The sequence below is a fragment of the Dyella sp. 01N448 genome (genome assembly GCF_056399225.1).
In genome coordinates this window covers 173,434-199,749 of the sequence record NZ_JBFTQX010000004.1, presented here as the reverse complement: position 1 = coordinate 199,749, position 26,316 = coordinate 173,434, and the positions used below count along the sequence as shown (strand labels likewise).

Here is a 26,316-nt window from a genome sequence, read left to right as displayed (position 1 = left end):
TATCGCGAGAAACGCCATGCCCACTTCCCGCCAGCTGCCTTATCTGGGCTTCGGTCTCGGCCTGCGCGTCGATCACTACGAAACGCTGATCGACGAACCGTCCAACGTCCAGTGGCTGGAGATCGTTTCGGAAAACTATCTGGTTCCCGGAGGCCGGCCGCTGCGCTGGCTGGAGCGTTTTTGCGAGCGTTTCCCGCTGGTGATGCACGGCGTGTCGATGTCCATCGGCGGCACCGATCCACTCGACATGGCTTATCTCGACCAGCTTGCGGCCTTGGCGCGACACGTCGAACCTGCCTGGATCTCCGATCATCTGTGCTGGACCGGCGTGCACGGGGTCAACCTGCACGACCTGATGCCGCTGCCATACACCGAGGAAGCGCTGGTGCATGTGGTGGACCGCGTGCGCCGCGTGCAGGACAAGCTGGGGCGGCGCATCCTGCTGGAGAACGTGTCGAGCTACATCAGCTTTGCGCAGTCGCAGTTGACCGAGTGGGAGTTTCTCGCCGCCGTCGCCGAGCGTGCCGATTGCCTCATCCTGCTCGACATCAACAATGTGCACGTGAGCGCGCACAACCATGGGTTTGCCGCGCTGGACTATCTCGACGGCCTGCCGCCTGCACGCGTGCAGCAATTCCATCTGGCCGGCCACGAGCACGGCGGCGAGTTGTTGATCGACACGCATGATGCACCCGTGGTCGATGCCGTGTGGGATCTCTACGTGGAGGCCGTGCGGCGCTTCGGTCGCGTGTCGACCATGATCGAGCGCGACGACCACATTCCTCCGCTCGCCGAGCTGCTGGTGGAACTCGACCATGCCAGGTCGCTGGCCGACGCGCTGATGCAGGAAGCCGCGTGAGCGATCTGCGCGCCCTGCAGCTGCAACTGGCCGATGCGATGCTGGCGGGCGGCACGCCCTTGCCCGGCTCGTTGCGCGGTGACGACAGGGCCGACGAGTCGAGCCGGCTCGCCATCTACCAGCATGGCTATCGCATGCGTCTGCGCGAGGCGCTGGCAACGGAGTTTCCCGGTCTGGCCCTGCTGTCCGGGCGACGCTTCGCCGGGCTGCTGGACGACTACGTGGCCGCGCATCCCTCCACGCACTTCAATATTCGCTGGCATGGCGCAGGCCTCGCCGGGTTTCTCACCCGCACGGCGCCATGGCGTGACCGGCCCGAACTGGCCGAGATGGCGCGACTGGACTGGGGCATTTCCACCGCGTTCGACGCAGCCGACCATGGCACGGTCAGCGCCGCCGAACTGGCGGGCATCGCGCCCGAGGGATGGGCGGCATTGCGGCTGCATCCTCTGCCGCACGCGCATCTGCTGCGCAGTACCTGCAATATCGATGCGTTCCGGCGTGCGGCCGACCGGGGCGAGCCTCGTCCGGCGTTGCGGCGTTGGCGCCGGCCACGTCATCTGCTGGTATGGCGGCCGGCGCTGGACGTGCGCTACCGGCAGGTTGAAACGCGCGAATTGCCTGCACTGCTCGGCGCCCTCCATGGCGACACCTTTGCGCAACTGTGCGAACGCCTCGCCCAGCGTCATGGCGATTCAGACCTGCCCCGCATGGCCGCCCTGCTGGCGCAGTGGCTGGGCGATGGGCTGATCGGACAGCTGGCCCTGCCAGGAGGATCAGCCCTCTAAGCGGTCATCCAATCGGCGATGTAACCGGCAGCCTACCGGCGGCGAAGTCCTTGATGAGACCCGCCGGAAGGAACCCCATGTCCATCGAACCGAATCCGTCGCTACCCGCCGGCCCGCGCCCGCGACTGGTGGAACCGGCGTTGGAGTCCCTGCTCAACCGGTCGATGCTGCAGGTGCAGGTGGTCGCCGAGCTGCATCGTTGCGGTTCGTGGTTTGCGGATGCACCGCGCTATGAGTGCGGCTTGTTCCATCTGGTGGGCACCGGCCGCTGCCAGGTGGAAAGCGAGGAACTCGGCGGCGCGGTGACGCTTGAAACCGGCGACCTGGTGATCTTTCCGCACGGTGCGCCGCATCGGCTCAGCGGCATCGGCGGTGACGGGGACGGGGACGGGGACGGGGACGGGGACGACATGCTGCAGACCAGCCTGATCTGCGGCGAGTTCCGCTTCACCGGCAGTTCCCAGCATCCGCTCAATCTGGCCTTGCCCGCCTGCATGGTCATCCATGCCGCCGACGCCAGCGCTCCGTTCCGACAGCTGGCTTCGACCATGGCGCAGGTGGTGCACGCCGACTGCGCCGGCCGCCTTGTGCTGCTCAACAAGCTGGCCGATGCGTTGTTCACGCTGGCGATCTGCGATTACTCCCGCACCACGGAAGAACGCCAGGGCCTGTTTGCCTCACTGGCCGATCCGCGTATTTCCCGCGTGCTGCAGGCCGTACACGACCATCCCGGCAAGGCCTGGACCATGCAATCGATGGCCGCCCTGGCCTGCATGTCCCGTTCCGCGTTTGCCGAGCGCTTCACCCAGCTGATGCGGCAGCCGCCGATCCAATATGTCACGCAGTGGCGCGTCAGCGTGGCCGAGCAGTTGTTGCGCGACCGCCAGCAATCGGTGGCGGGCATCGCCCAGCAATTGGGCTATAGCAGCGAAGCGGCCTTTCGCCGCCTGTTCAAGCGTGTGAGCGGCCGATGTCCCGGCCGTGTGCGCGGCGAAGGCGTGCACGCTGCTGCGTTGAATTGAGTGCGACTCAGCGCGAGGGCGGCATGCACTTGCGCCCAGAACATCGAATGGGGGTTCACTGGTTTCTCGCATGCCTCGGCCGGCTTGAAGTCCTGCATGGCGAGTCTGTAGAACGCCAGCAGCACGGTCTTGGGGTCTTTGCCGGCATCCGCCGCGGACAGCGGGCGGACGACCAGCAGGCACAGCAGCAAGGACAGCCAACGCTTCATCGCAGTTCCCCTATCGATGGAACGGTCAGGTCGCGCTTAGCCGTACGCTCGGTGGCAAGGCCGCGCCGTCCGGACCGGACCGCATCGCGGCGTCTGTATGGCACGGCGTAGCGCGTGCGCTGTGGAGGCCACGCGCACTGGCACGCCATCGCAACCTGTGTAGACTCCCCCGGACCACCCGTGTCTCCGACCATGTCGCGCCGGGTCGCCGTTCCGGCGCGTGACAACAGAGCGTTTCCCTCGCTGCGAGGTACCTCCATGTTGATGCGTTGCGTTGTGTTTGTCGGGCTGTTTGCACTGGCCGCTTCTTCGCTGGCCGGCACCGCGACCTCACCTGCTGCACCGGCCGCGGGCGCGGCGGTGAAGGCCGATGCTCCCAAGAGCACATCGTCCGGCACGCAATTCATGCTGCCCTCCGACTGGACGCTGCACGCCAGCGGCAACAAGCTGACGCTCAATCCGCCCGAGGCCGGTTCGCAGGCCGTGCTGGTGGACGTGAAGGCCGGCACTCCCGATGACGCCGTGGCGCAAGCGTGGAAGGCCTATGCCCCCGCCAAGACCTGGCCGCTGCAGGTGGCGACCGATGTATCCCCGCGCGACAACTGGGACCAGATCCGCATCTACAACTACGAGACCTCCGCCAACGACAAGAGCGGCGTCACCGCCATCGCCTACCGTCATGGCGACCAGTACACCGTGCTGATCTACGACGTGGCCAATGCGGTGGGCGAAAAGCGCGCCTCGCAACTGCGCGCGATCTCCGACCGCCTGTTGCCCAAGGGCTACCAGCGCGAGAGTTTCGCCGGCAGGCAGGCGCATCCGCTCGATGCGGCGCGCATCGAAACGCTCAAGAGTTTCGTGGACGATGCACGCAAGGCGTACGACGTGCCGGGCGTCGCCATCGGCCTGATCGATCACGGCAAGGTGGTGTTCGCCGGCGGCCTGGGCGTGCGCGAGATCAACAAGCCCGAGCCGATCGACGCCGACACGCTGTTCATGATCGCCTCCAATACCAAGGCGCTGACCACGCTGATGCTGGCGCGCGAGGTCGATCAAAAGAAATTCACCTGGAACACGCCCGTGGTGCAAGTGATGCCCAGCTTCAGGCTGGGCGACGCGGCAACCACCAGGCAAGTGCTGATCAAGCACCTGATCTGCGCCTGCACCGGCATGCCGCGGCAGGACATGGAATGGCTGCTCAACAGTCGCGACGCCACGCCGGAGACAGTCTTGCGGGCATTGTCGGGCATGCAGCCCACCAGCAAGTTCGGCGAGCTGTTCCAGTACTCCAACCTGATGGCGGCAGCGGCCGGTTATATCGGCGGCCATGTGCTGTATCCGGATATGGAGCTGGGCGCGGCCTACGACCTGGCGATGCAGAAGCAGGTGTTCGATCCGCTCGGCATGAAGATCACCACCTTCGACTACGACCGCGCCCTGCTCGGCGACCACGCCACGCCACACGGCATGGATGTGGACGGCCATACGGCGGTGGCCGGCATGGGCATCAATGATTCCATCCGCGCGGCGCGTCCCGCCGGTGCGGCGTGGAGCGCGGTGAGCGACATGCTGCGCTATGTGCAGATGGAGCTGGCCAACGGCATACTGCCGGACGGCAAACGCTACGTATCAAAAGAAGCCTTGCTGGAACGCCGCAAGCCGAACGTGGCGCTCGGCACCACGGCCACCTATGGCATGGGCCTGATGGTGGATCACACCTGGGGCGTCCCGGTGGTGCATCACGGTGGCGACCTGGCCGGTTTTCATTCGGACATGCTGTGGTTGCCCGAGCAGGGCGTGGGTGCGGTGATCCTCACCAATGCCGACGCCGGCTTGTTCATACGCGGACCGTTCCAGCGCCGGCTGCTCGAAGTGCTGTTTGACGGCAAGCCGCTGGCGCAGGGTGACATCGATGCCGGCGTGAAGCGGCTGAAGGCGGAGATCGCCGCCCAGCGCAAGCGCCTGACCGTGCCCGCCGATCCCGCCCAGGCAGCCAAGCTGGCGGACCGTTATCGCAACCCGGCCGTGGGCAGCATCCAGGTGGATCGCAGCGGCAAGAACCTGGTCTTCAACTTCGGCGCGTGGCATAGCGATGTGGCGTCACGCAAGAACGACGACGGCTCGCTGTCGTTCGTGACCATTTCGCCGGGATCCGATGGTTTCGAATTCGTCGTCTCCGGCACGGCGGACAATCGCAAGCTGGTCCTGCGCGACGACCAGCATGAATACGTCTACGACGAGGTGAAGTAAGCCATGAACGCTTTGCATCGCAACGGGCTGCGCCTGGTATTGGGCGCGGCAGTCTCCGTGGCTGGCGCCACGGCGCTGGCCGATACGCTGAACGTGCCGGAGATCCCGGTGGACGGGACATTGCAGCGCAACTACCAATGCCAGGCTGGCAAGTCGCTCAAGGTGACGTACTACAACAGCCATGGCGGCCAGAGCTTTGCGCTGCTGTTGGTGAAGGACAAGCCCATGTTGTTTGTCGACACCATGGCCGGCTCCGGCGTGAAATACGTGGCCGGTCCGTATACGTGGTGGACCAAGGGCAACAACGGCGACCTGTACGACATGACCGCCGGCCCGAACGCAGCGCCCATCGTTGCCGGCTGCACGTCGTCGTCCAGCAAATAGACGACAGTCTCCTCACCTCGCTGAACCGGGGAGCGCGTCTCCTTCAGCACCATGAACGAACTTGCTGCGTCGCATGATGACAGCGGCAAATTCTCTCGCTCATGCTCCCCCTCCACGCAGAAACCTACCGCCCAAAGTCTGACCGCAAGAAATTGCCGGTCATGTCCAAGTGCGTTTCAGCGTGCTGCACCGGGGGGTGCAGTCATCGAATCACGTCATGGGGAAGGGAATGAACGGTCGCCGCTCGCAGGTTTTCGTCGCAAGTTTCATCGGGGCCAAGCGCCCACTCACCGTTGCATGTGCCGCTGCCCTGATCGCCTTGGCGGCTGCGCAACCGGTGTTTGCGCAACAGGCACAGGATCCATCCAGCACGCCGCAGAGCACCCAGCCGACGCCGGCTACGAAGCCTGCAAAGACCGACCAGAACGCGCTGCCCAAATCGGAAGACCGAGCCGCCACGCTCGATGCGATCACCGTCACCGGCATCGCGGGCAGCATCGAGAATTCAATCAAGGCCAAGATGAACTCGGACAACATCATCGAGGCCATCTCCGCCGAAGACATCGGCAAGCTGCCCGATGCGAGCATCGCCGAAAGCCTGGCGCGCCTGCCCGGCCTCGCTACGCAACGCGTGGATGGTCGTGCCAACCAGATTTCCATCCGCGGCCTGGCGCCCGACTTTGCCGGCACCACCTTGAACGGCCGCGAGCAGGCCACCATCGGCGAAAACCGCGGCGTCGAATACGATCAATACCCTGCGGAACTCATCAGCGGCGCGGCGGTGTACAAGACGCCTGATGCGAGCCTGATCGGCCAGGGCCTGTCCGGCACGGTGGACCTGCACACGCTCAAGCCGCTGGACTTGTCCACCCGTACCATCGTGGCCAACCTGCGCGGCGAGTACACCACCAACGGCAAGAACAACCCGGGCTCGGATGTGGGCGATCTTGGCCATCGCGCCAGCTTCTCCTACGTCGACCAGTTTCTGGATCACACGCTGGGCCTGGCCATCGGCTTCGCCCAACTCGATTCGCCGATCCAGGAAAAGCAGTACCAGGCGTGGTGGTGGAGCCTCAACAACGGCCCGGGCAGCATCGAAGGCGCCTGGGGCGGACCACATTCGCCGGGCCTGCCCGACGGCGTGCTCTCGCAGGAAGGCATGCAGCTGCGCGCGCAGTCGGAGAACCAGTTGCGCAACGGCCTGATGGCCGTGCTCGAGTGGGCGCCGAACGACTGGTACCACTCGACGCTGGACACCTACTACTCCACCTTCAACGAAAAGAAGACCACCAACGGCGTGCAGTGGGCGAGCGGCCCCTATGACAACGCCGGCCCCGCCGTGTACAGCAATGTGGGCGTGGTGCCGTCGCAACCCTATCCGGTCGTCACGACTGGCACGATGGATGGCATCCGGCCGATCCTGCAGAACGAGTACACCAAGGAACACGACAAGCTGTTCTCGGTGGGCTGGAACAACCAGTTCGAATTCGGCGGCGGTTGGCAGGGCGTGGCGGATCTGTCCTATTCCAGCGCGAAGAAAGACCTGCACGACGCCTACCTGTTCACCGGCATTCCTGGCCAGGGCACCACCAGCGTGCAGTTCGCCACGCCGCTCAACTACGGCTTTCCGAACTTCAACGCGGGCGTGAACCTGGCCGATCCATCGGGCATCCAGTTCACCGACCCCGATGGCTACGGCTACAACGGCCGCCAGGAGTTCGACCACCAGAACGATGTGATCAAGGCGATCCGCCTGCAGGTCTCCCATCCGGTGGGCTGGATCTTCAGCACCGTGGATGTGGGCGTGAACTACTCCGACCGCAAGAAGACCAAGTCGGCGGACGTGCAATTCGCGTGGCTCAACGGCAACGGTTCGACCGGCAGCACCTACCAGCCGGGCTACTCGGTACCGGTCAATCCGGCCTTCCTGTACGGACCCACCTCGATCAATTACGGCGGCATCGGGCCGATCCTCAACTACAACGTGCTGGCGGCGCTGAACAGCCAGTTCTATCTCACCGACGGCAACGGCCAGGGCGACTGGGCGCGCAACTACAGCGTCGAGGAGAAAGTGCCGGTCGCCTACGTGAAGTTCAATATCGACACGATGCTGGGCAACGTGCCGCTGCGCGGCAATATGGGCGTCCAGTTTGTACACACCGACCAGTCGTCGACAGCGCTGCAGACCAACGGCAACACCCTGGTGGGCAATATCAGCGGCGGCACCACGTACAACAACGTGTTGCCCAGCCTGAACCTGGCGGCTGAGATCGCCGACCAGCAATACCTGCGTTTCGGTTTCGCCAAGACCATGACGCGCGGACGCATCGATGATGAGAAGGTCGCCACCTCGGCCGGCGTGTATCAGGTCACCGATGGCCCCGCGGCCGGCCAGGTGCTGTGGACGGGCAGCGGCGGCAATCCGGAGCTCAAGCCTTATGTCGCGGTGGGCACGGACTTGTCGTGGGAGAAGTATTTCGGCAAGTCCAGCTACGTCGCCGTCGCGGTGTTCAACAAGAATCTGTTGAACTACATCTACAACCAGACGGTGCTCAACTACGACTTCTCCAAGTACGTCAACAACGATCCGACCCTGGTGCCGACCAGCAACATCGGCTCGTTCACCACGCCGGAAAACGGCACGGGCGGCCGCATGGAAGGCCTGGAACTGTCCGGTGCGCTCGAAGGCGCGCTGATCGCCCGTCCGCTCGACGGCTTCGGCATGCAGGCCAATTTCTCGCTGACCAACAGCACCGTGCCGGTGAGTTCGGTGTCCTCGATTCCGGGCGCGCCGTCCACCCTGCCCGGCCTCTCGCGCAAGGTGGCGAACCTGGCGTTCTACTACGAGAAATACGGCTGGTCGGTGCGCATCTCCGAACGCTATCGCTCCTCCTTCACCGGCGAAGCGATCGCCCTGTTCGACCAGCTGGGCTATCAGCAAGTGCTCGCCGACAAGCAGACCGATTTCCAGGCCGGCTACAACTTCACCGATGGCTCATGGAACGGCCTGTCGGTGCTGCTGCAGGTCTACAACCTCACCAACTCGGCGTACAAGACCGCGCAGATTTCCGCGCTGCCCAATGGCGTGTCGATCGGACGTCCGCTCGACTACAACACCTGGGGCCGCACGGTGATGTTCGGCATCAACTACAAGCTCTGATCGGGTTACGACCCGCCTCGCCTTAACGCCCCAGGGAAGCGGCATGAAGGAAATTGGCGGATGGATCGGGTGGGCGCTGGCCATCGTTAGCACGATGGCCAGCGCCCATTGTTCGCCCACCATGGCTCCGTAGCCTTCACACTGTGGGAGCGCACCCTGTGCGCGACTGCCCCACGAGACCAGGGATGGCTATGCTGGGACGAGCACTTCAACGGAGAACACCCGTGCGCGAGCTATACCCCGAGATCGAGCCCTACCGCACCCATCGCCTGCGCGTGGATGACATCCACGAATTGCACGTCGAGGAATGCGGCAATCCCGATGGCCTGCCGGTGGTGTTCCTGCACGGCGGCCCGGGGGCTGGTGTGTCGCCGTATCACCGCCGCTTCTTTGACCCGGCGCGCTACCGCATCGTGCTGTTTGACCAGCGCGGCGCCGGCAAGTCGACGCCGCATGCGGAATTGCGCGACAACACGACCGTGCATCTGGTCAGCGATATCGAAGCCATCCGCGAATTCTTCGGCATCGAACGCTGGGTCGTGTTCGGTGGCTCGTGGGGTTCCACGCTGGCGCTCGCTTATGCGCAGAAGCATCCCGAACGTGTGCTCGGGCTGGTGCTGCGCGGCATCTTCCTCGGCCGGCCCGGCGAGCTGCGCTGGTTCAACGAACTCGATGGCGGTGCGCGCTGGATCTTTCCCGAGCGATGGGAACGCTATCTCGCGCATATCCCCGAGGAGGAACGCCATGACATGGTGGAGGCGTACTGGCGACGCCTGGACAGCGACGACGAGGCCGTCCGCATCGCCGCGGCGATCGCGTGGGGCAATTGGGAGGGCGGCAGCACGACGCTGGTCCACGATCCCGACGAGCCCGGCAGTTTCGAGGACCCGCATGCCGCCGTGAGCGTGGCACGCGCGGAAGCACACTACTTCCGCCACCGCGTCTTCCTCGAGCCGGATCAGCTGCTGCGTGACGTGGACCGTGTGCGGCACATCCCCGCCACCATCGTGCATGGCCGCTACGACATCATCTGTCCGGTGAAGAGCGCCTGCGACCTCGCCAATGCATGGCCAGAGGCGGCATTCCATATCGTGCTGGCCGGTCATAGCGCGGCCGATCCCGCCATCGTGGATGTCCTGGTCAGCGCGACGGATGCCTTGGCCGATCGCTACGTGTGATGCCGGAGCAGCAGATCGCCACGCGTGCGCACAACGTGTGCCGCGTGGCCGATATCTCCCCCTTGTCACCGACGGGTGACTGGGGTTTGATGCAGTCATCTGGCGACGACGTCCCCCTTTGTTGCGTCGCCTGAACTCAGAAAGATAGACGCGATGCTGCGGCATTCGCGTGTCTGACCGGACCCAACGACTCCGGCCGGATGGATGTGCCTGGCTTCAGGGGTTGTCGAACTGCCACGCCAATGAGGGACTGACATGCGCGCACGCAAAGCTGGAAACACGCTGGGTTTTCTCGTCGCCGTTCTGATGTTGCTGGGAGGCGCTGTCCATGCTGCGCCATCGACTGATGCAAGCCAGGCTGCTCCCTCGCTGGAATTTGTCGCCTCGCCTTTTGCCGACTTCCTGTTCTATCTGCTGCATCGGGACAACGCGAACTTCCCCGACCTGCGAGCGTCCGTGCCGCTCGATGACGTCAAAGAGCTCAATACCGGTGCCTTTCTCCCCGCGTACGCGATGGTGTCGGATATCCGCAGCTACGCCGACCTGTATCGGCTCGCCTACACCTATGACAACAGCGCTGCACTGGTCGCAGCGTTGAAGCAGGGTGAGTCGCACTTCCCCGCGTTCATGGCCTACTGGCGGCGAAACGTGGAACCCAGGGAGCAGGAGACCATCGCTGCATGGAAGGCCGAAGAGGCGAAGGCCCGCAACGTCGAGCGGCTGGAAGGACTCACGCGCTTGCGCTTTCCCTATTCCACGGTGAAGGTCGCGGTGATCGCGCTCGGCCCGCTCGGTGGAAACATGCAGAATCCCCCGATCATGTTTGCCACCATGAAAGATGCGAGCCTGCCTGCGGTGGTGGGCTACGACGGCACCCACATGATGCTCAGCGGCCACGCTGACGACTGGAAGAAGCGCCACAAGGCATCGCAAGCCATCAACCTGATCTATGCGCACGGCGGCACGGCTTACGACATCGAGGAAGCACTATGCCTGCTCATGCAGGCCAAGCTTCCGGCGACCTATGGGACAGGCGCCGGGCAATCACCCGCCGATATCGGCGATACACCACGTCGCGTGCTGTTGCGCGCGATGGAGCGGGACTGGGACCGCTATCGCGCCGACCCGTCGATGAATGCGACGGACTTCGCCATCGACGAAACCATCCGCACGTTCGGTGCGACAGGCGTCGCCACACTGCCCTGAGCACGCTTGCGCATCGCCAACCGCCGGCTAAACGCAGGTTCTTCCGGCAAGGCCTGCGCAAGCGGGGGCGCTGAATAATGCGGCCACTTTCCTACCCGAGGGGGCCGCATGAAGTTGCTTTGCAAGCGCATGATGTTGACGACCAGCCTGGCCGTGTTGTTGCCGTTGGCTGCCCACGCCGATATGCCGGGTCGCCACCCTGCCTACCTGCACGCGCTGTCCGATCTGCGTGCGGCACGCTGGATGCTCTCGCATCGTCCGGGCGATGCTGCGGTGAGCAGCCAGGAAGATATCGCCATCTCGGAGATCGACCGCGCGATGGGCGAGATCAAGCACGCCGCCTATGACGACGGCAAGAACCTGGACGATCACCCGTCGGTCGACATGGGCACGGACCAGCCGGGCCGCCTGCATCAGGCTGCACAGCTGCTGGCCAAGGTGCACAACGATATCGATCGCGAAGAAGACGATCCGCAGTCGCGCGAACTCAAGCATCGCGCCCTGATGCACGTGGACCAGGCCCAGGCGGCCGTGGACCACGCGATCGGCGATATTCACTACGGGCGTTGAGCCGCCGCATGCCAGCGCTTCATCGAGGCGCTGGCGTGCTTGCATTGAGCGCGGAGGTCAGCGGCGCTACGCCACTGCGTTCTCGACACCCGCCCGTTCGCGAAACTCCTTGCACATCTGCTCCACCAGGGCGCGATGATCGGGCAGATCGTGCAAGGCCTGTGATGCGGCCACCTGGATATTGCGAAATTCCTGCCGCGCCTCGTCGACGCGCGGATACAGGTTGCGCATGGGCAACAGGTCCGTCTTGAATTCCATGCCATAGAGCACGTACTGCCAGCTGGAGACCAGGAACATCTCCAGGTCGCTGACAAAGTCCAGCCGATGCGGCGGCCGATGCTTCCACTGCGCCAGCTTGTCCTGCAGCGTGTCGGGAATGCTCACCGGATCGGCGTTGTCGATCCAGAACTTCGAGTCGCGACGCTGGCTTAGGCAATAGTGCATCTTGATGAAATCGATGATGCGGTCGTAGCGCGCGATCATCATCTCGTTGAAGTGGCGCGCGGCCTGCTCCATCGTGTCGGTATCGCTCGGCAGCAAATGCGTGAGCAGATAGGTCGCCAACTCGATCAGCGCAATGCCGGTGGATTCCAGCGGCTCCACAAAGCCGCCGGCAAGTCCCACCGCCACGCAGTTCTTGCGCCAGTGCTCCGGCCGATAGCCGGTTTCAAATTTGATATGGAAGGCCTTCAGGCCCTCTGCGACCGGACCAAGATAGTTCCGGAACACCGCCTCCGCTCGCTCCACGTCGGTGTGCCGCGAGGAATACACATAACCTGCGCCGCGCCGCTTCTGCAGGCCGATATCCCAGATCCAGCCCGCTTCTTGCGCGGTGGAAATCGTATACGACGGAATCGGCGAATCCGGCTGCGCATAAGGCACCTGGATGGCCACCGCGCGATCGGCGAACAGCACGTCGGCGCGGCTGCGGAACGGCGACTGCATGACGTTGCCGATCAACATGCCCTTGAGGCCGGTGCAATCCACGTAGAGGTCGGCGGTGAGTTCGCCCAGTTCCTTGGTCACCACGCGCGCAATGGCGCCGTGCTCGTCGAGCTCCGCGCGCTCTACCGTGGCCACATGGCGCTGCACGCCCAACGCTTCCTGGCCATGCTCGGCCAGCACGCGCGCGAAGCAGGCCGCATCGAAATGGAACGCGTGGTTCAACGGACCCTGGTAGTCGGGGTCCTTGAGGCGCTTGGGGCCCTTGCCGTGATCGACCAGGGCGCTCTGCATCGATACCGCATCGGCGAACGGCACGCCTTCCGGCGCCACGCCGAGCAGCCAATACGGCAGCAGCTCCGGACCACCGGGACGCTGGCTCGGTGCATTGAAAGGATGGAAGAAATGATCCGCACCGGGCGTGCCCGGCGGGCGCACCCAATGGCGGTAGTGAATGCCTTGCTTGTACGTCGCCGTCGCGCCGACCAGGAAGCGACGCTCGTCCAGGCCGATGGCGGCAAGCGTGCCGCGAATGGAGGGAAACGTCGCCTCGCCCACGCCGAGCAGACCGATATCCGGCGATTCCACCAGATGCACCTGCACGCCATGGGGATCGACTGCATTCACCGCCTTGGCGAGATAGCACGCGGCCAGCCAGCCGGCGGTGCCACCGCCGACGATCAGCACTTTCTTCAGACGAGCCATGGGATCTCCCGGCTGGCGGGCAGGCCAGCGCGCTGCGGCAATGCATCCGCAGACGATAGTAAGAAAGAACTGCCGGGCCGCCCCACGCGGGCCCGGCAAAAAAGCCATTCAAGGGGAGAGGCGGCGATGCTCCCCGGAGCATCGCCTATAGAACGGCAAACCATCGGCGGCGCGTATGTCATGGGGCCGCCCCGAACTTCATCAGAACCACACGCCCAGCTGCACACCGTAGGTGCGCGGCGCCAGGTACTGCGATACGTACTGCAGCGAACCATCAGACATCAGGAAGCGACCGGCACTGGTGCGGACCTTTCCGTCGGAGATGTTCTGCACGTACGCGTTGACCCACCACTTGTCGCCCGGCTCGGTGTAGCGCAGCGAGAGGTCGCCGCGCGTATACGCCTTCTGCTGGTCGCCGGAGCCGAGGTTGAAGTAACTCAGCCACTGCGAGCTCTGGTACTGCGCGCTGACGCGCGGCGTGAGTCGACCGCCGTTGCCCAGATGGAAGTCATGCTCGTAGATCGCGGTGAGCGAGACATTGGGCGCGTGCGGCAGATCGTTGCCGGTGACGTTTGCGCAGTTGGCCAGGTTGGACGCCGGCGGACAGGCGGGCAGGCCCTGGTAATCGTTGCTGCCTGCGTAGACCAGCGTGCCGAGCTCCTTCTTCGGAATGGCCGAGAAGATCAGGTTGGCGCGATCGTCCTTGGTCTGGTACGCCAGCTCCGATTCGATGCCGAACACCTTGGTGCTGCCGCCCACGTTGGAGAAGCCCAGGCCATGGTTGCCGTCGGGATAGACAATGGGCGCGGACAGCTGGAAGTTCTTGAAGTCTTCGTAATAGACGGCCGAGTTCCAGGTCATGCGGCCATCGAGGAAGCTGAACTTGCTGCCGATCTCATAGTTGGTCAGCGTCTCGGGCTTGTACAGCGTGCCCGCGTCCTGCGTGCCGCCGGACTTGTAGCCGGTGGACACGCTGGCGTACAGCAGGCCGTTGGCGCCGACATCGGTATCCACGCGCACCAGCCAGGTCGGCTTGCTCTTGCTGTACTTGGCCGTGTTCCGCTGCGAAATGCTGAAGCCGTTGGACGGATCCGGATACACGCCCGGGGAGATCGGCAGCTGCGGCACATTGGGATCGTAGTTCCAGCCCCAGTTGATGCCGCCCTTGTTTTCCTTGTCGTCATGCGACCAGCGCGCACCACCGGTGAGGCGCCAGTGATCGGTCATGTGCCAGGTGGCCTGGCCGAACAAGGCGTACGACTCCACCGTTTCCTTCGGCTGGATGAAGGAGCCCTGCCAGTTCACGGAACCGTACTTGGTGCCGTTCATGATGGGGATGTCGAAGCGGATGTTGTTGTCTTCGTAGCCGTAGTACGCGCCCACGATCCAGTCCACGGTCTGCGGGCCGGTCGACTTCAGGTCCACTTCCTGGCTCCAGCTTTCGTAGTTGGAGTAGTTGGTGCGGTCGTCCTGGTACACGCCGTTGGTGGTGAAGCTGGTGGGCACGCTGACACCGACGTCCTGGTCGAAGTCGCTCTTGCCCGAGTAGCGGTTGTAGCCGGCGATGTAGCTCAGCTCCATGCCATCGTTGATGTTCCAGTCCATGCGGCTGCGCACCGTCTTGGACGTGCGGTCCAGGTACGGCGCCGTGTCGATCAGCGCGGACCAGAACTCCTGGCCCTGGCGCGGCGTCTGCATCAGGCTCAGATCCGGCGTGCCGCGATCGAGGAAGTACTCGTAGGAGAGGTTCCACTTGAACGTATCGCTGGGCTGCCACAAGGCACTCACGCGCGCGGCGGACTGATCCTGCGAGTTGTACTTCTTGCCGCCCTGCACGTACTGGCTGGGGTCGATCGGCTTGAAGTTGGCCAGCGTGCCGCCCGATGCGGGCGAGGCCAGATACGCCTGCTGCTGCTGCGCCACGCTGGGCAGCTCGGTGGACGGATTCTGGTAGTCGACGTAACCGTCGTGCTGCTCGTGCACCACCGCTACGCGCATGGCGAAGGTACTGCTGATCGGCAGATTGAATGCGCCGCGCGCGCCCAACTCGTTGAAGTTGCCCGCTTCCACCTGCGCATTGCCGTAGAAGCCCGCAGCGATATCGGGTTTGGCCGTCTGGAAGCTGATGGCGCCGGCGGTGGAGTTGCGACCCCACAGCGTGCCCTGCGGACCGCGCAGCACTTCCACGCCATCCATGTCCAGCAGCAGGCCGGAGGCAGCTTCCGCACGCGGCGCGTACACGCCGTCGACGAAGGTGGCGACTTCAGGATCGGCGTATTCGGTTTTCGCGCTGTCGTTGCCGATACCGCGCAAGGTCAGCGTGACCACGCCGTGGTCGCCCTGGCTGGTGCCCTGCAGGCCCGGCACCAGCTTGGTGAGATCCTGCACGGTCATGACGCGCTCTTTGTCGAGCGTGTCGGGCGTGATGGCGCTGACTGCGACGGGCGTTTTCTGCAGCAGCGTCTCGCTCTTGGTCGCGCTCACCGAAATCGCATCGAGCTGCTTCACCTTGCGCTCGCCCGGCGGCGTGGCGTTTTGCGAAGACGCGCTCTGCGGCGCTGCATCCTGATCCGCCGCCAGCACTGCGCCAGGCGCGAGTACCAGGGACATGGCGATGTACAACGCCGAATAGCGCAACTTCATTTGGCTTCCCCTCAATTCATTCGGATTGTTGTTCGTCACCGCCCTCGACGGCGACTGGTTTGATGTCATCCCCGATGACAGCGCTGTCATTTAGATTGATGACAGCGCTGTCATGCGGATCATAGACCGGTTCCCCGGCAGAAGCTTGACGCGCGGCAGCAAGTTAAAGATTCCCCCGGAACCCTTGCTGTAGCTCGTTTTCGCCTTTCAAGCGAACCGCCTTGATGCCGGTTTTGATGCAAGAGCAAATCGTCATTCAGCCATCCGTGGCGCGTTATCGCTGACACATCCCTTCCTTCAAACCCTTCTTGAGGCGGCCTGGGCTGACCTCGCAAACCTCTGCGGGCCCGCCGTTCGCCTCGCTTCCCTTACTTGACGCAATCGACCACCTGATCGACGTCCGTGCCGAGGGCCACGCGTGAAATCGCCAGCCTGGTGCCCTTGCCGGCGCCCCACGCAAACGGCTGATCGATGTGATGCATGTCGGCGCCAGCGGCCCGGAAACACTTCAACGGCACGCCGACGCGCGTCCACTGGCCCGGCGGCAATGTCGCCAGTGTCTTGGCCAACGGCACGTGGCCTTCGCAATGCGCACCGCAGCCCATGCCGACCCATGCGTTTTGCGCCGGCATCGCATCGACACGCAGCGTCGTCACCAGCAGCACGTCGCCATTGGTTTCGCGATCGAGATCGAGCGGCGTGCGCGCGTGGATCGCCAGCTGGGCGTTGTCGCTGTTCCAGCTGAAGAGGCGCGCATCCTCCTGCGCCTTGTAATCGAGTGCGGCCATATGCAGCGCGCCGTCCGGCGTCGTTGCCGGCGACACATCGCCAGTCATCGATGCGCCTTGGCCGTCCACCAGGGTGAAGCGATAGCCGTGCACGGCCTTGCCGCGATCGAGATAATTGCCGATCGGAATCTGCTCGCCGCTGATGCCCGACACTTCGGAGAGCCTGGGCACCGCCGCGCGATCGGCATAGGTGAGCCCGTAACCCAACGCGAACTGCGGCTTGCCCTGCCCCACCATGGCCGTGCCCGGCCACGCATAGGCCAGCTTGCCGTGGAAGTCGTTGGCGATTCCGCCGTCGCGCTTGCGCAGCAGCACATCGGCGATGCCGCCGCCTTCGCTGCCCGGCAGCCACGCCGCGACAAAGGCGTCGGCCGCATTGATCTCGCGATTCACCCATAGCGGACGGCCAGTGAGGAATACCGCCACCACCGGGATGTGTTGCGCGCGCAGCTGGCGGATCAATTCAAGCTCGTGATCATCGCCGGGATGGAACATCAGGTTGGGGATGTCACCCTGGAATTCGGCATAAGGGTCCTCGCCGAACACCACCACAGCCACATCCGGCCTGGCTTTGAAATGGCCGTCCGTTTCGATTTCGACCGAGCCGCCCGCGGCCTTCACCTGCTCCGCGAAACCGGCGCCGATCGACTGCGCACCGGGGAAGTTTTCATTCTTCAGCCCCGTGCCCTGCCAGTTGAGCGTCCAGCCGCCGCTCTGGCGCGAAATGTTGTCCGCGCCATCACCAGCGATGAGGATGTGCTTGCGCGGATCGAGCGGCAGCACGCCGCCGTTGTTCTTCAGCAGCACCAGCGACTCGCGCACCGCGCGGCGCGCGATGGCGCGATGGGCGGGACTGCCCACGATTTCTGCGGCCTTCTGCGCGACCGGCTGCGTCGACGGCGCACCCGCATCGAACAGGCCGGCGCGGAACTTCACGCGCAGGATCCGCGCCACCGCATCGTCCAGTCGCGCCTGCGGGATCACGCCGGACTTCACCTCGGCCAGCGTGTGCTCGACCAGGCCGCGCCAGCTGTCGGGTGCCATCAGCATGTCCAGGCCGGCGTTGAACGAAGCCGGACAATCGTCGTTCGCGCAACCGGGCACCTGGCCGTGCGAATTCCAGTCGCCCACCACCAGGCCCTGGAAATCCATGCGCTGCTTGAGCACGTCGGTGATCAGCGCCTTGTTGCCGGACATCTTGCTGCCGTTCCAGCTGGAGAACGAAGCCATCACCGTCTGCACGCCGGCATCGATGGCGGGCGGATAGCCAGCAGCGTGGAGATCACGCAGCGTCGCCTCGCTGATTTGCGCGTCGCCCTGGTCCTTGCCGTTCCTGGTGCCGCCGTCGCCGACGAAATGCTTGGCCGAGGCAAGCACATGCGAGCCGTCGAGAAACTGCGGCGTGCCGACCTTGCCCTGCAGGCCTTCCACCATCGCCGTGGCGTACTGCGCGACCAGCTTGGGATCCTGCGAATAGCCTTCGTAGGCGCGGCCCCAGCGCACATCCTGCGGTACGGCAAGGGTCGGCGCGAAACTCCAGTTGATACCGGTGGCGCGCACTTCAGCCGCGGTGGCCTCGCCGATCTGACGGATCAGTTCCGGATCGTGCGCGTTGCCCAGCGCGGAGTTTTGCGGGAACAGCGTCGCGCCCACGACGTTGTTGTGGCCGTGCACGGCGTCGATGCCAAACAGCAGCGGGATCGGCGCATGCGCGCTGCCGCTGGGCTGCATCGACGCGCGATAGAACTCGTCCGACAAGGCCTGCCATTGCGCGACCGTGGCGGTGAGCTGCGCGTTGGGCTTGGAATTGCCGCCGGCGAGGATCGCGCCAAGGTGGTACTTGCGCACATCGTCCGGCGTCACGCTGAGGATGTCGGCCTGGACCAGCTGGCCGACTTTTTCCTCCACCGTCATCTTCGCCAGCAGGGCGGCAACGCGCTGTTCGAGCGCCGCATCCTTGGGCAAGGGCCAGCTGGCACGCGGCCAGCTGTCGGGGTGCACGGTGGACGCGTCGTCGGCGGATGCGACACCCATGGCGCAGGCCAGGGCCACGGCAAGAACGGTCGGAACACAAGGCAAACGACGAACGGAAGCCCGCACGGCTCTCTCCAGCAGACAGGGGGGATGGCTCCCCCTCGGAGCCAGTCGGTCCGGAGACTGACAGAAATGACAGCGCTGTCAATTTGCGATGCAGCAAGCTGGGGCGAGGGCCGCGAGGATGCCTCATGGCTGCCTTTTCTCTTTTAAAGCAGGGTGTTATGGGAAGATGGGGCGCTTGCCGCGCAAAAGGACCCGTTGAGGGAGGCCCGTCGCGCACAGGGTGCGCTCCCACAAGTGTGCCGGCCTGTTCCTCTGTGGGAGCGCACCCTGTGCGCGACTCAGGCCGCCTCGGACCAAGGCCGGAGCGGCGGTAAGCGAGTCCGAAGTCCTTAAGGCGCCTTCGACGTGGATTCGCGCAGCTGGAGCGCATACGGCACCTGCACCAGCAGCCCATCCCCCCGACCACGCAGCACTTCCATCAACTGCAGCGCGGCCAGCTTGCCCATGTCGCGGCTGGGCTGGCGCACGGTGGTCAGCGGCGGCCACAACTGGGTGGCCAGCGGCGTGTCGTCGAAGCCGCAGACGGAGAGATCGCGCGGCACTTTCAGTCCACGCTCGTTGGCCGCCCACATCACGCCGGCGGCCATATCGTCGTTCGCGGCAAAAATCGCCGTGGGCTGCTCGGGCAACGCAAACAACTCGCGCGCAGCCAGCACGCCCGAGCCGAATGAAAACTCGCCCTGCACCACGTATTGCGGATCGAACGGCAAGCCCGCGGTGGCGAGCGCTTCCTTGTAGCCGGCCATGCGCCAGCGGCTGGCGCCGTGATTGGCGATGCCCACGATGTGCGCAATGCGCCGGTGACCCAGTTCCACCAGGTGCATCACCAGGGCTTTGGCCGCCTGCTGCTCGTCCATGCACACGCCGATGGACGCTTCGCGATGCACCGGCGAGATGCTCGAATGCGGCACGCCGTGCTCCTTCAGGCGCTGCAGCAGCGGTGCGTAGTCGGTGAGCGGCGGCGTCATGATCACGCCTTCGATGTGGTGATCGAACACCAGCGCATCGACGCGGCGGATGAAATCCTGCCCGCGCATGCGCAGGGGGCAGGCCATCATGCTGTAGCGGTGGGCATCGCAGGCGTCGAGCACGCCGTCCTGCACCTCGGCCAGATAGGTCGAGGCCGGGTTGTCGTTGTTGTCATAAAGCATCGCCACCAGGAACGAGCGGCTGCCGGCCAGGCCACGTGCCGCCGGGCTGGGTCGGTAGTTCATGGACTCCATCGCCGCCAGCACCTTCTGGCGGGTGGATTCCTTCACCGAAGATTCTTCGTTGAGAACGCGGGAAACCGTTTTTGGCGAGACACCTGTGGCGCGTGCTACATCTTCGAGGCGGACCCGCATGACTTCTCCCAACGGCGAACTGCTGCTGCCCGACCAATATGCCCCCTGCGCCCGGCGGTTTACAAGAACTGGCGTGCCACGCGGGCGCTGTCACCTGCGTTTCACAACACGCCTCGATGCAGCGCGCCCACCCACAGAAGGATTGAGGCCAGGCCGGCCACAGGCGCATAGTGGGCAGCGGGTGGCCAGGGGACCGCCCGAGTAACCAAGCGCAACACAACAGCCGATGGCGGCATCGCGATGCATCGCCCCTGCGCGAGCCGTGCCCACGTTAGTTTCCGCGACACCACCACGGAGCGCCTTGATGAATACACCACTGGGTTGGCTTACCGCTTTCCACACGCTGATCAGTCTCGTCGCAACCATCGTCGGCCTCTGGGCCATTCGCGACCTGATGGTCGGCCGCTATCGCTCAGGCGCCATCACGAGCTTCCTCTGGACGGCAGTCATTACCAGCGTCACCGGGTTCTTCTTTCCCTTTCATGGCGTCACGCCGGCCATCGTGGTGGGGGTGATTGCCCTGATCGTGCTGGCCTGGACGGTCATGGCGCGACGCTCGATTGGCCGCTCCGGCTTCTGGACGGCGCAATTTCCCATCGGCATCGTGATCAGCGAGTACTTCCTGATGTTTGTACTGGTCGCGCAGATTTTCGCGAAGTGGCCAGTGTTGAACGCGCTGGCGCCGGACCTAAAGCAGAAGCTGTTTGGCGCCACCGAACTGGTGGTGTTGATTGTCTTCATCGTGGTCGCCGTGCGCGCCACCAAATCCTTCAGGGTGCGCGCGGTGGCCTGAGGCCGCTCCATCCTGCAGGGTCTGCCACGTCGCCCGCTGGCACAGGGGCGACACATCCCCGGAGTACGTCATGGGCGAGTACCACACTCTTTCGACGGCCGACGGCAGCTTTCGGCTCTACATCGACTATCCCGATCAGACACCCGCACCAGCGGTGGTGGTGCTGCAGGAAATCTTCGGCATCAACAACGACCTGCGCCAGTCCTGCCGCGAACTGGCGGAACAGGGTTTCATCGCCATCTGCCCGGACCTGTTCTGGCGCCAGGAGCCGGGGCTCGACTTGAACGAATGGTCCGAACAGGACTGGAAAAAAGGCTTCGCGCTGTATGAAGCGTATGACTTCGACGCCGGTGAGCGCGATGTCGAGGCGGTGGTCGCCGCCGCACGCAAGCTGGAGGGCGCCAACGGCAAAGTCGGCGTGATGGGCTACTGCCTCGGTGGCCTGATGACTTACCTCACCGCCGCGCGATCAAGCATCGACGCGGGCGTGGAGTACTACGGCGGCGGCACTGAGAAATACCTGGCCGAGGCGCCGGCGATCAAGGCACCGCTGATGATGCACCTGGGCGAGGAAGACGAATTCATATCCAAGGACGCGCAGGCCAAGATCAAGGCGGCGTTTTCGAACAAGAGCAACGTGACGATCTACAGCTATCCCGGTTGCAGCCACGCGTTTGCGCGGCATACCGGAACGCACTACGACGCTGACGCCGCCAGGCTGGCGAACGGACGCACCTACGAATTCTTCCACCAGCATCTCGCCTGAAGCCAGGCGCGCGAAGGAGCGCTCAAAGCTCCTTCGCCGCGTCCGCGAGCACGTGTTCCAACGCCTGCGCGGCCTGCGAGATCGATGACTGCCGGTCGATCACGTATTCGAGCACGCCAAGCGATGGAAGATCCTCGGCCAGCGGCACGATGCCCTCGGGCATGGCATAGCCGGTGAATGCCGACACGCCCAGGCCGGCCATCACCGCGGCCTGGATCACCATGATGCTGCTGCTCACCACGGCGATGCGGTACGAACGATCTGCCGACTTCAAGGCCTCGAACATGCGCGTCCGCGAAATGCTGGGTTCGGGATGGACGGCCAAAGGCAAGACGGCCTCATCGCCACGCACCGGCGATGACGCACCGGTGCACCAGTGCAAGGGCTCGCTCTTCACCACGTAACCACGCTGGCTGCCGCTGAGGCGCTTGGCAAACACCAGGTCGTGCTTGTTCTCGTCGAGCTCGCGGAACAGATCGCCGCTAAGGCCCGTGCGTATCACCAGTTCCACTTCCGGATTGCGCCTCACGAAGCTGCCCAGCGCGCCGGTCAGCCGCGACGATGCGAAGTCTTCCGGAAGACCCAGGCGCACCGTGCCGTTCAACGGCGGGCCGCACACCGTGGTCATCGCCTCGTCCATCAGATCGAGAATCCGCACGGCGTAGCGATGCAGCGACTCGCCGTGGCGCGACACCCGCACATTGCGCGTATCGCGTTCGAACAAGGGTACGCCGACCAGGTCCTCCAGGCGCCGAATATGTTGGCTGACCGTGGATTGTGACAGGCACAGCTGCTCGGACGCCGCGGTGAAGCTGGCGGTCTGCGCTACGACGACAAAGCTGCGAAGGAGTTCGGTGGGTAACGGTCTCATCGCAAAAACCTCTCAATCGTCGCTGGATTCTTCATAAATCAACGCCTTCGCCTGGGCTAGGCTGTGTCCATCCGGGAAACATGCCGCTCGCACCCGGCCATGACCGCAACGTTTTCGATGGCATACCGACGCCATCACCCCACTTCCCTGTCGAGAGGTTATCCCCGTGAACAAGCGCTTCTTCCACCCCAACATCCTGGCCGCAGCCTTGCTGTTTGGCACCCTTGCCGCCGGCCCCGCACTGGCCGCCGAACCCGTGCACAACATCGTCCTCGTGCATGGCGCATGGGTCAACGGCAGTGGCTGGAAACCCGTCTATGACATCCTCGTGAAAGATGGCTACCACGTCTCCGTCGCCGAACATCCGCTCACATCATTCAACGACGATGTGACAGCCGTGAAACGCATCGTGGACATGCAGGATGGCCCCACCATTCTCGTGGGTCACAGTTATGGCGGCGCGCTGGTCACCGACGTGGGCAACGACGCGAACGTGGTTGGCCTGGTCTATATCGCCGCCCATGCGCTCGACCAGGGCGAAACCGAAGTAGCCAATGGCAAGAAGTTCCCCAGCGCTACCAGTCAAACGACCGACATCAAGAAGACCGCCGACGGCTTCCTCTATCTCGACCCGGCCCATTACCCCGCCGACTTCGCTGCCGATCTGCCGCTGCAGCAGGCGCAGTTCGAAGCGAACTCGCAGGAACTGACCGCGGCTTCCGTGTTTGCAGCGCCTGCTGGCCATCCTGCATGGAAGGACAAGCCCAGCTGGTACGCCGTGGCCACAGCCGATCGCATCATCAATCCGGACCTGGAGCGCATGTACGCCAAGCGCGCCGGCAGCCATACCATCGAAGTGCAAGGCGCCAGCCACTCGGTCTACGAGTCGCACCCGAAGGAAGTGGCGGCGTTGATCGAGGATGCGGCCAAGCACGCCGGTACCTGATTCGATCTATGCAGAGTGACCGAGGCGTCGTGCAGACCATGCACGACGCCTCGGTCGTTTTCGTGCTCAGCGGTCGCGGGTCACTTCCGCCGGCGCCGCATCACCCACCTTCTGCGCCAGCGGCAGCGCATCGCTCACCAGGTGCATGAGGAAGCGGCCGGGCTGCTCCTGCATCATCATGTGCGCCGAGTCGGCAAAGATCACCAGGTGCTTGGACGGCGCCTTGAGATCGCCAAACCATTTTTCGGCGGTTTCGTGCGGCGTGGTGTAGTCGTGCGCGCCCGCATACACGATCACCGGCAATTTGAAGTCCGTGACCTGATCGAAGTTCACGTCCAGCAGCGGATCGAGCAGGTGGTTGAGCGAGAACAGGCTGCCCTTGTCGATCGCATCGAGGTCTTGGCGGTTGTAATCGGGTGAGAGCTCTTCCGCGTCCACGTCGAACTGGAAATCCTTGCGGCCCCAGGCCAGGCCGCCGTAGTACATCTCCCATTTGCCGCGCACACCGATGCGGTCGATGGTGAGCTTGGTATCGCCCGGATACGGTCCGATCGATGCCAGTTCCGCGATGGCCTTGGTGTTGTTCTCGGCCTTGGCCCGGCCCAGCGCGTAGTTGTAGCCAATCGCTTCATTGCGACGGCCGTTCACCACCTGTCCCACCGAGATATACGCGTAGAACCAATCCGGATGCAGCTGCGCGAGATGCACGCCGAGCACGGTGCCCCAGGAGTGGCCGAGCAGGAAGATCTTCTTCTTGTTGTAGTGCTCGCGCAGGTATTGGGCCACCTGCGCGGCGTCGTCGGTCATGCCGTCCACCGTCATGCCCGGTGCCATCGCCGCTTCGGTGTTCGCGCGATACGTCTTGCCGGAGCCGCGTTGATCCCATTGCACGACGGTGAAGTAATCCTCCCACGGCGTCTGGAAGGTGTAGCCCTCGGGCATCGCCGGCGAGGCCGGGCCACCGTGCAGGAACAACAGGATGGGGTTGCGGCGATCCTTGCCGCGCACCGAGATCCACTGGTCGATGCCGTTGATGTGCAGCTTGATCTTTTCGTCGATGCCTTGCGGCGTCAAGATCATGCGATTGCTGTCGAGGATGCGGCGCACTTCGTCGCGCGAAATCATCGATGGGTCCGCCTTGGTCGCGGATGCCGCCGGCTTGGCCGGTGCATCGTCGGCGCGGACGCGATCGACGGGCGCGCCGATCGCGAGCAACAACGTGGCGAACAGGGATGCACGCAAGATATTCAAGTCAGCTCTCCTGGCTGGTGTGATTGGCTTTCCGCCGGGCCCCTCGCCCGAACGGGTACGGTCTGACTGCCTGGGGCATGCCGTCATGGGGACATCAGCAAACGGCGTGCCAAACCACGAAGCATCACAGATCAGTGACTTGCGCACGCTACGCGCGCCCGCGGCCGCGTCCGCGGACAAACACGCGGACGTCCGGCCGTGTCCGCCCCATCCCGGCACGTGGCAGTACCGCCTTACCTCCTCTTCACTCGCGAGACATCCGCCTTGAAGCACACTTGCCGACCTCTGTCGCAGGATCAGCCGCGTGCCAGCCGTTCAAGTTCAACGCCATGCCGGCGCTCGATGCCGCCGTTCGCTCTATTTGGCCAGCACGCTGCTGACGAGCCTCTTCGCGGTGCAGGCGCATGGTGAATCTCCGTCGCGCAATGGATCGCAGAGTTCGGCCAGCGAACAGCTTGCCGTGCAGGTCAACGACGATCGCATGACCATCTCGGTGGCGAAGGTGCCACAGGTCTATCTGTATGGACCCATCGATGCCGGCGCCGCGCAGCGCGTGCAGGCCATGATCCAGTCGCGCAGGATCCCGCCCAACAGCGACATCTATCTCAACTCACCCGGCGGCGACGTGGCTGCGGGCATGGCGCTGGGTCGTCTGTTTCGCGCCGGCAACATGACCACCCACCTGGGTTCGCCGCGCAAGACCGCGCGCCAGCCCATCGTGCCGAAATCCTCGCAATGCGTGAACGCCTGTGTCTATGCCTATGCGGGCGGACTCTTTCGCTGGGCGCCGACGGGCAGCGATCGCTTTGGCGCGCAGCCGCTGCCAGGCACGGTTACGCCCGGTAGCGATGCTGCGGCGTACCTGAAGGACATGGGCGTGAATCCGCAGGTGTTCGGCACCTCGCCCGGCGGCGAAGTGACGTGGCTCAATGCCGATCAAATGCTGGCCAACGGTCTATCCAACAATGGGCGCTTGTTGCCCACGGCGGTCAACAGCCCGGTCAGCAGTGTCGCCTCGATCTCGCTCACGCAGGTGACGCGTGAAGGCGAGCATCGCATCACTCTGCAGTGCCGCCCCGATGGCCTCACCATCACCGCGTATTACGCCATCGGCGCCGACCGCGCCCGGCAGATGGTCGCGCGCGCCAGCCGTTCGTACTTCGAGATCAACGATCAGCCCATCAACAGCAGCGACCGCGTCAGCGCATCGGCCGTCGAGCAATCGGTGGTGGTCAGCCAGCCCTTGGCGCTCGCGCAACTCAACCAGTTGCTGTCCGCGCATCTGATGGCCGCATGGCTGGCCGATCGTGGCGGCGCGGTGCGCTACGGTTTCTGGATGGCGCTCGATCCGGTGCGCAACGATCTGCGTACCTACGGCAACAATTGCGAGTATCTGGCCAAACAGGCAGGCGCGAAGAAAAGCTGAGCGCTCGCATCGGCGGACGTCCGCACCGCGTCCGCGGACAGTGCTCCCGCATCGATCCATTCGTGGCGATGGCCGTGCCAGGCGATGTGCGAGCCGCATGAACCGTGGCACGCTTG

The 26,316-nt window shown here is 64.3% G+C and carries 19 protein-coding genes; 13 read left to right on the top strand and 6 right to left on the bottom strand.

Annotation, left to right across the window (positions count from 1 at the left end):
• The first annotated feature begins 16 nt into the window (after positions 1–16).
• The 9 genes from bufB to AC1DKY_RS09210 all read left to right on the top strand — a co-directional run bounded on the left by bufB (position 17) and on the right by AC1DKY_RS09210 (position 11,626).
• Positions 17–859, top strand: coding sequence for an MNIO family bufferin maturase (bufB, locus tag AC1DKY_RS09250; protein ID WP_441602847.1), 843 nt, complete (start codon positions 17–19; stop codon positions 857–859).
• Positions 856–1,647 (top strand): HvfC/BufC family peptide modification chaperone, encoded by a 792-nt coding sequence (locus AC1DKY_RS09245; protein WP_441602846.1) that lies wholly within the window; start codon positions 856–858, stop codon positions 1,645–1,647. The genes bufB and AC1DKY_RS09245 overlap by 4 nt, the downstream gene beginning before the upstream one ends.
• A gap of 77 nt (positions 1,648–1,724) precedes the next feature.
• The gene (locus tag AC1DKY_RS09240; RefSeq protein WP_441602845.1) at positions 1,725–2,669 is read left to right on the top strand and encodes an AraC family transcriptional regulator; all 945 of its coding nucleotides are present in this window, start codon (positions 1,725–1,727) and stop codon (positions 2,667–2,669) included.
• 467 nt (positions 2,670–3,136) lie between these two features.
• Positions 3,137–5,128, top strand: a complete 1,992-nt coding sequence (locus tag AC1DKY_RS09235; protein ID WP_441602844.1) for a serine hydrolase domain-containing protein — start codon at positions 3,137–3,139, stop codon at positions 5,126–5,128.
• A gap of 3 nt (positions 5,129–5,131) precedes the next feature.
• On the top strand, positions 5,132–5,512 hold the full coding sequence (locus AC1DKY_RS09230) for an MliC family protein (protein WP_441602843.1): 381 nt from the start codon (positions 5,132–5,134) through the stop codon (positions 5,510–5,512).
• A gap of 229 nt (positions 5,513–5,741) precedes the next feature.
• The gene (locus tag AC1DKY_RS09225; RefSeq protein WP_441602842.1) at positions 5,742–8,672 is read left to right on the top strand and encodes a TonB-dependent receptor; all 2,931 of its coding nucleotides are present in this window, start codon (positions 5,742–5,744) and stop codon (positions 8,670–8,672) included.
• Positions 8,673–8,896: 224 nt separating this feature from the next.
• Positions 8,897–9,850: a prolyl aminopeptidase gene (gene pip, locus AC1DKY_RS09220; RefSeq protein ID WP_441602841.1), complete on the top strand. Its 954-nt coding sequence runs from the start codon at positions 8,897–8,899 to the stop codon at positions 9,848–9,850.
• A 255-nt stretch (positions 9,851–10,105) separates the two neighbouring features.
• Complete coding sequence (locus tag AC1DKY_RS09215) at positions 10,106–11,056, top strand: hypothetical protein (RefSeq protein ID WP_441602840.1); 951 nt, start codon at positions 10,106–10,108, stop codon at positions 11,054–11,056.
• 108 nt (positions 11,057–11,164) lie between these two features.
• Positions 11,165–11,626, top strand: a complete 462-nt coding sequence (locus AC1DKY_RS09210; protein WP_441602839.1) for a hypothetical protein — start codon at positions 11,165–11,167, stop codon at positions 11,624–11,626.
• A 66-nt stretch (positions 11,627–11,692) separates the two neighbouring features.
• Here the strand turns inward: AC1DKY_RS09210 and AC1DKY_RS09205 are convergent, their stop codons facing one another.
• From AC1DKY_RS09205 to AC1DKY_RS09190, 4 genes are all read right to left on the bottom strand, one after another.
• Complete coding sequence (locus AC1DKY_RS09205; protein WP_441602838.1) at positions 11,693–13,273, bottom strand: tryptophan halogenase family protein; 1,581 nt, start codon at positions 13,271–13,273, stop codon at positions 11,693–11,695.
• Positions 13,274–13,474: 201 nt separating this feature from the next.
• Complete coding sequence (locus AC1DKY_RS09200; protein WP_441602837.1) at positions 13,475–15,916, bottom strand: TonB-dependent receptor; 2,442 nt, start codon at positions 15,914–15,916, stop codon at positions 13,475–13,477.
• A gap of 368 nt (positions 15,917–16,284) precedes the next feature.
• Positions 16,285–18,738: a glycoside hydrolase family 3 protein gene (locus AC1DKY_RS09195; protein ID WP_441602836.1), complete on the bottom strand. Its 2,454-nt coding sequence runs from the start codon at positions 18,736–18,738 to the stop codon at positions 16,285–16,287.
• Positions 18,739–19,133: 395 nt separating this feature from the next.
• Positions 19,134–20,147 (bottom strand): LacI family DNA-binding transcriptional regulator, encoded by a 1,014-nt coding sequence (locus tag AC1DKY_RS09190; RefSeq protein ID WP_441602835.1) that lies wholly within the window; start codon positions 20,145–20,147, stop codon positions 19,134–19,136.
• 304 nt (positions 20,148–20,451) lie between these two features.
• Between AC1DKY_RS09190 and AC1DKY_RS09185 the strand changes: the two genes are divergently transcribed.
• Both AC1DKY_RS09185 and AC1DKY_RS09180 read left to right on the top strand, forming a co-directional pair.
• Positions 20,452–20,940 (top strand): hypothetical protein, encoded by a 489-nt coding sequence (locus AC1DKY_RS09185; protein WP_441602834.1) that lies wholly within the window; start codon positions 20,452–20,454, stop codon positions 20,938–20,940.
• A gap of 70 nt (positions 20,941–21,010) precedes the next feature.
• The gene (locus AC1DKY_RS09180) at positions 21,011–21,706 is read left to right on the top strand and encodes a dienelactone hydrolase family protein (RefSeq protein WP_441602833.1); all 696 of its coding nucleotides are present in this window, start codon (positions 21,011–21,013) and stop codon (positions 21,704–21,706) included.
• 22 nt (positions 21,707–21,728) lie between these two features.
• On the opposite strand, the gene AC1DKY_RS09175 is transcribed toward AC1DKY_RS09180, so the two are convergent.
• Positions 21,729–22,577, bottom strand: a complete 849-nt coding sequence (locus AC1DKY_RS09175; protein WP_441602832.1) for a LysR family transcriptional regulator — start codon at positions 22,575–22,577, stop codon at positions 21,729–21,731.
• Positions 22,578–22,743: 166 nt separating this feature from the next.
• Between AC1DKY_RS09175 and AC1DKY_RS09170 the strand changes: the two genes are divergently transcribed.
• On the top strand, positions 22,744–23,523 hold the full coding sequence (locus AC1DKY_RS09170) for an alpha/beta hydrolase (protein ID WP_441602831.1): 780 nt from the start codon (positions 22,744–22,746) through the stop codon (positions 23,521–23,523).
• A 66-nt stretch (positions 23,524–23,589) separates the two neighbouring features.
• On the opposite strand, the gene AC1DKY_RS09165 is transcribed toward AC1DKY_RS09170, so the two are convergent.
• A complete protein-coding gene (locus tag AC1DKY_RS09165) occupies positions 23,590–24,774 on the bottom strand; it encodes an alpha/beta fold hydrolase (protein WP_441602830.1) in 1,185 nt (394 codons plus the stop codon).
• Between the two features lie 304 nt (positions 24,775–25,078).
• Here AC1DKY_RS09165 and AC1DKY_RS09160 point away from each other — a divergent pair, with 304 nt between their 5' ends.
• A complete protein-coding gene (locus AC1DKY_RS09160; protein WP_441611441.1) occupies positions 25,079–26,200 on the top strand; it encodes a hypothetical protein in 1,122 nt (373 codons plus the stop codon).
• The last annotated feature ends 116 nt before the right edge of the window (positions 26,201–26,316 follow it).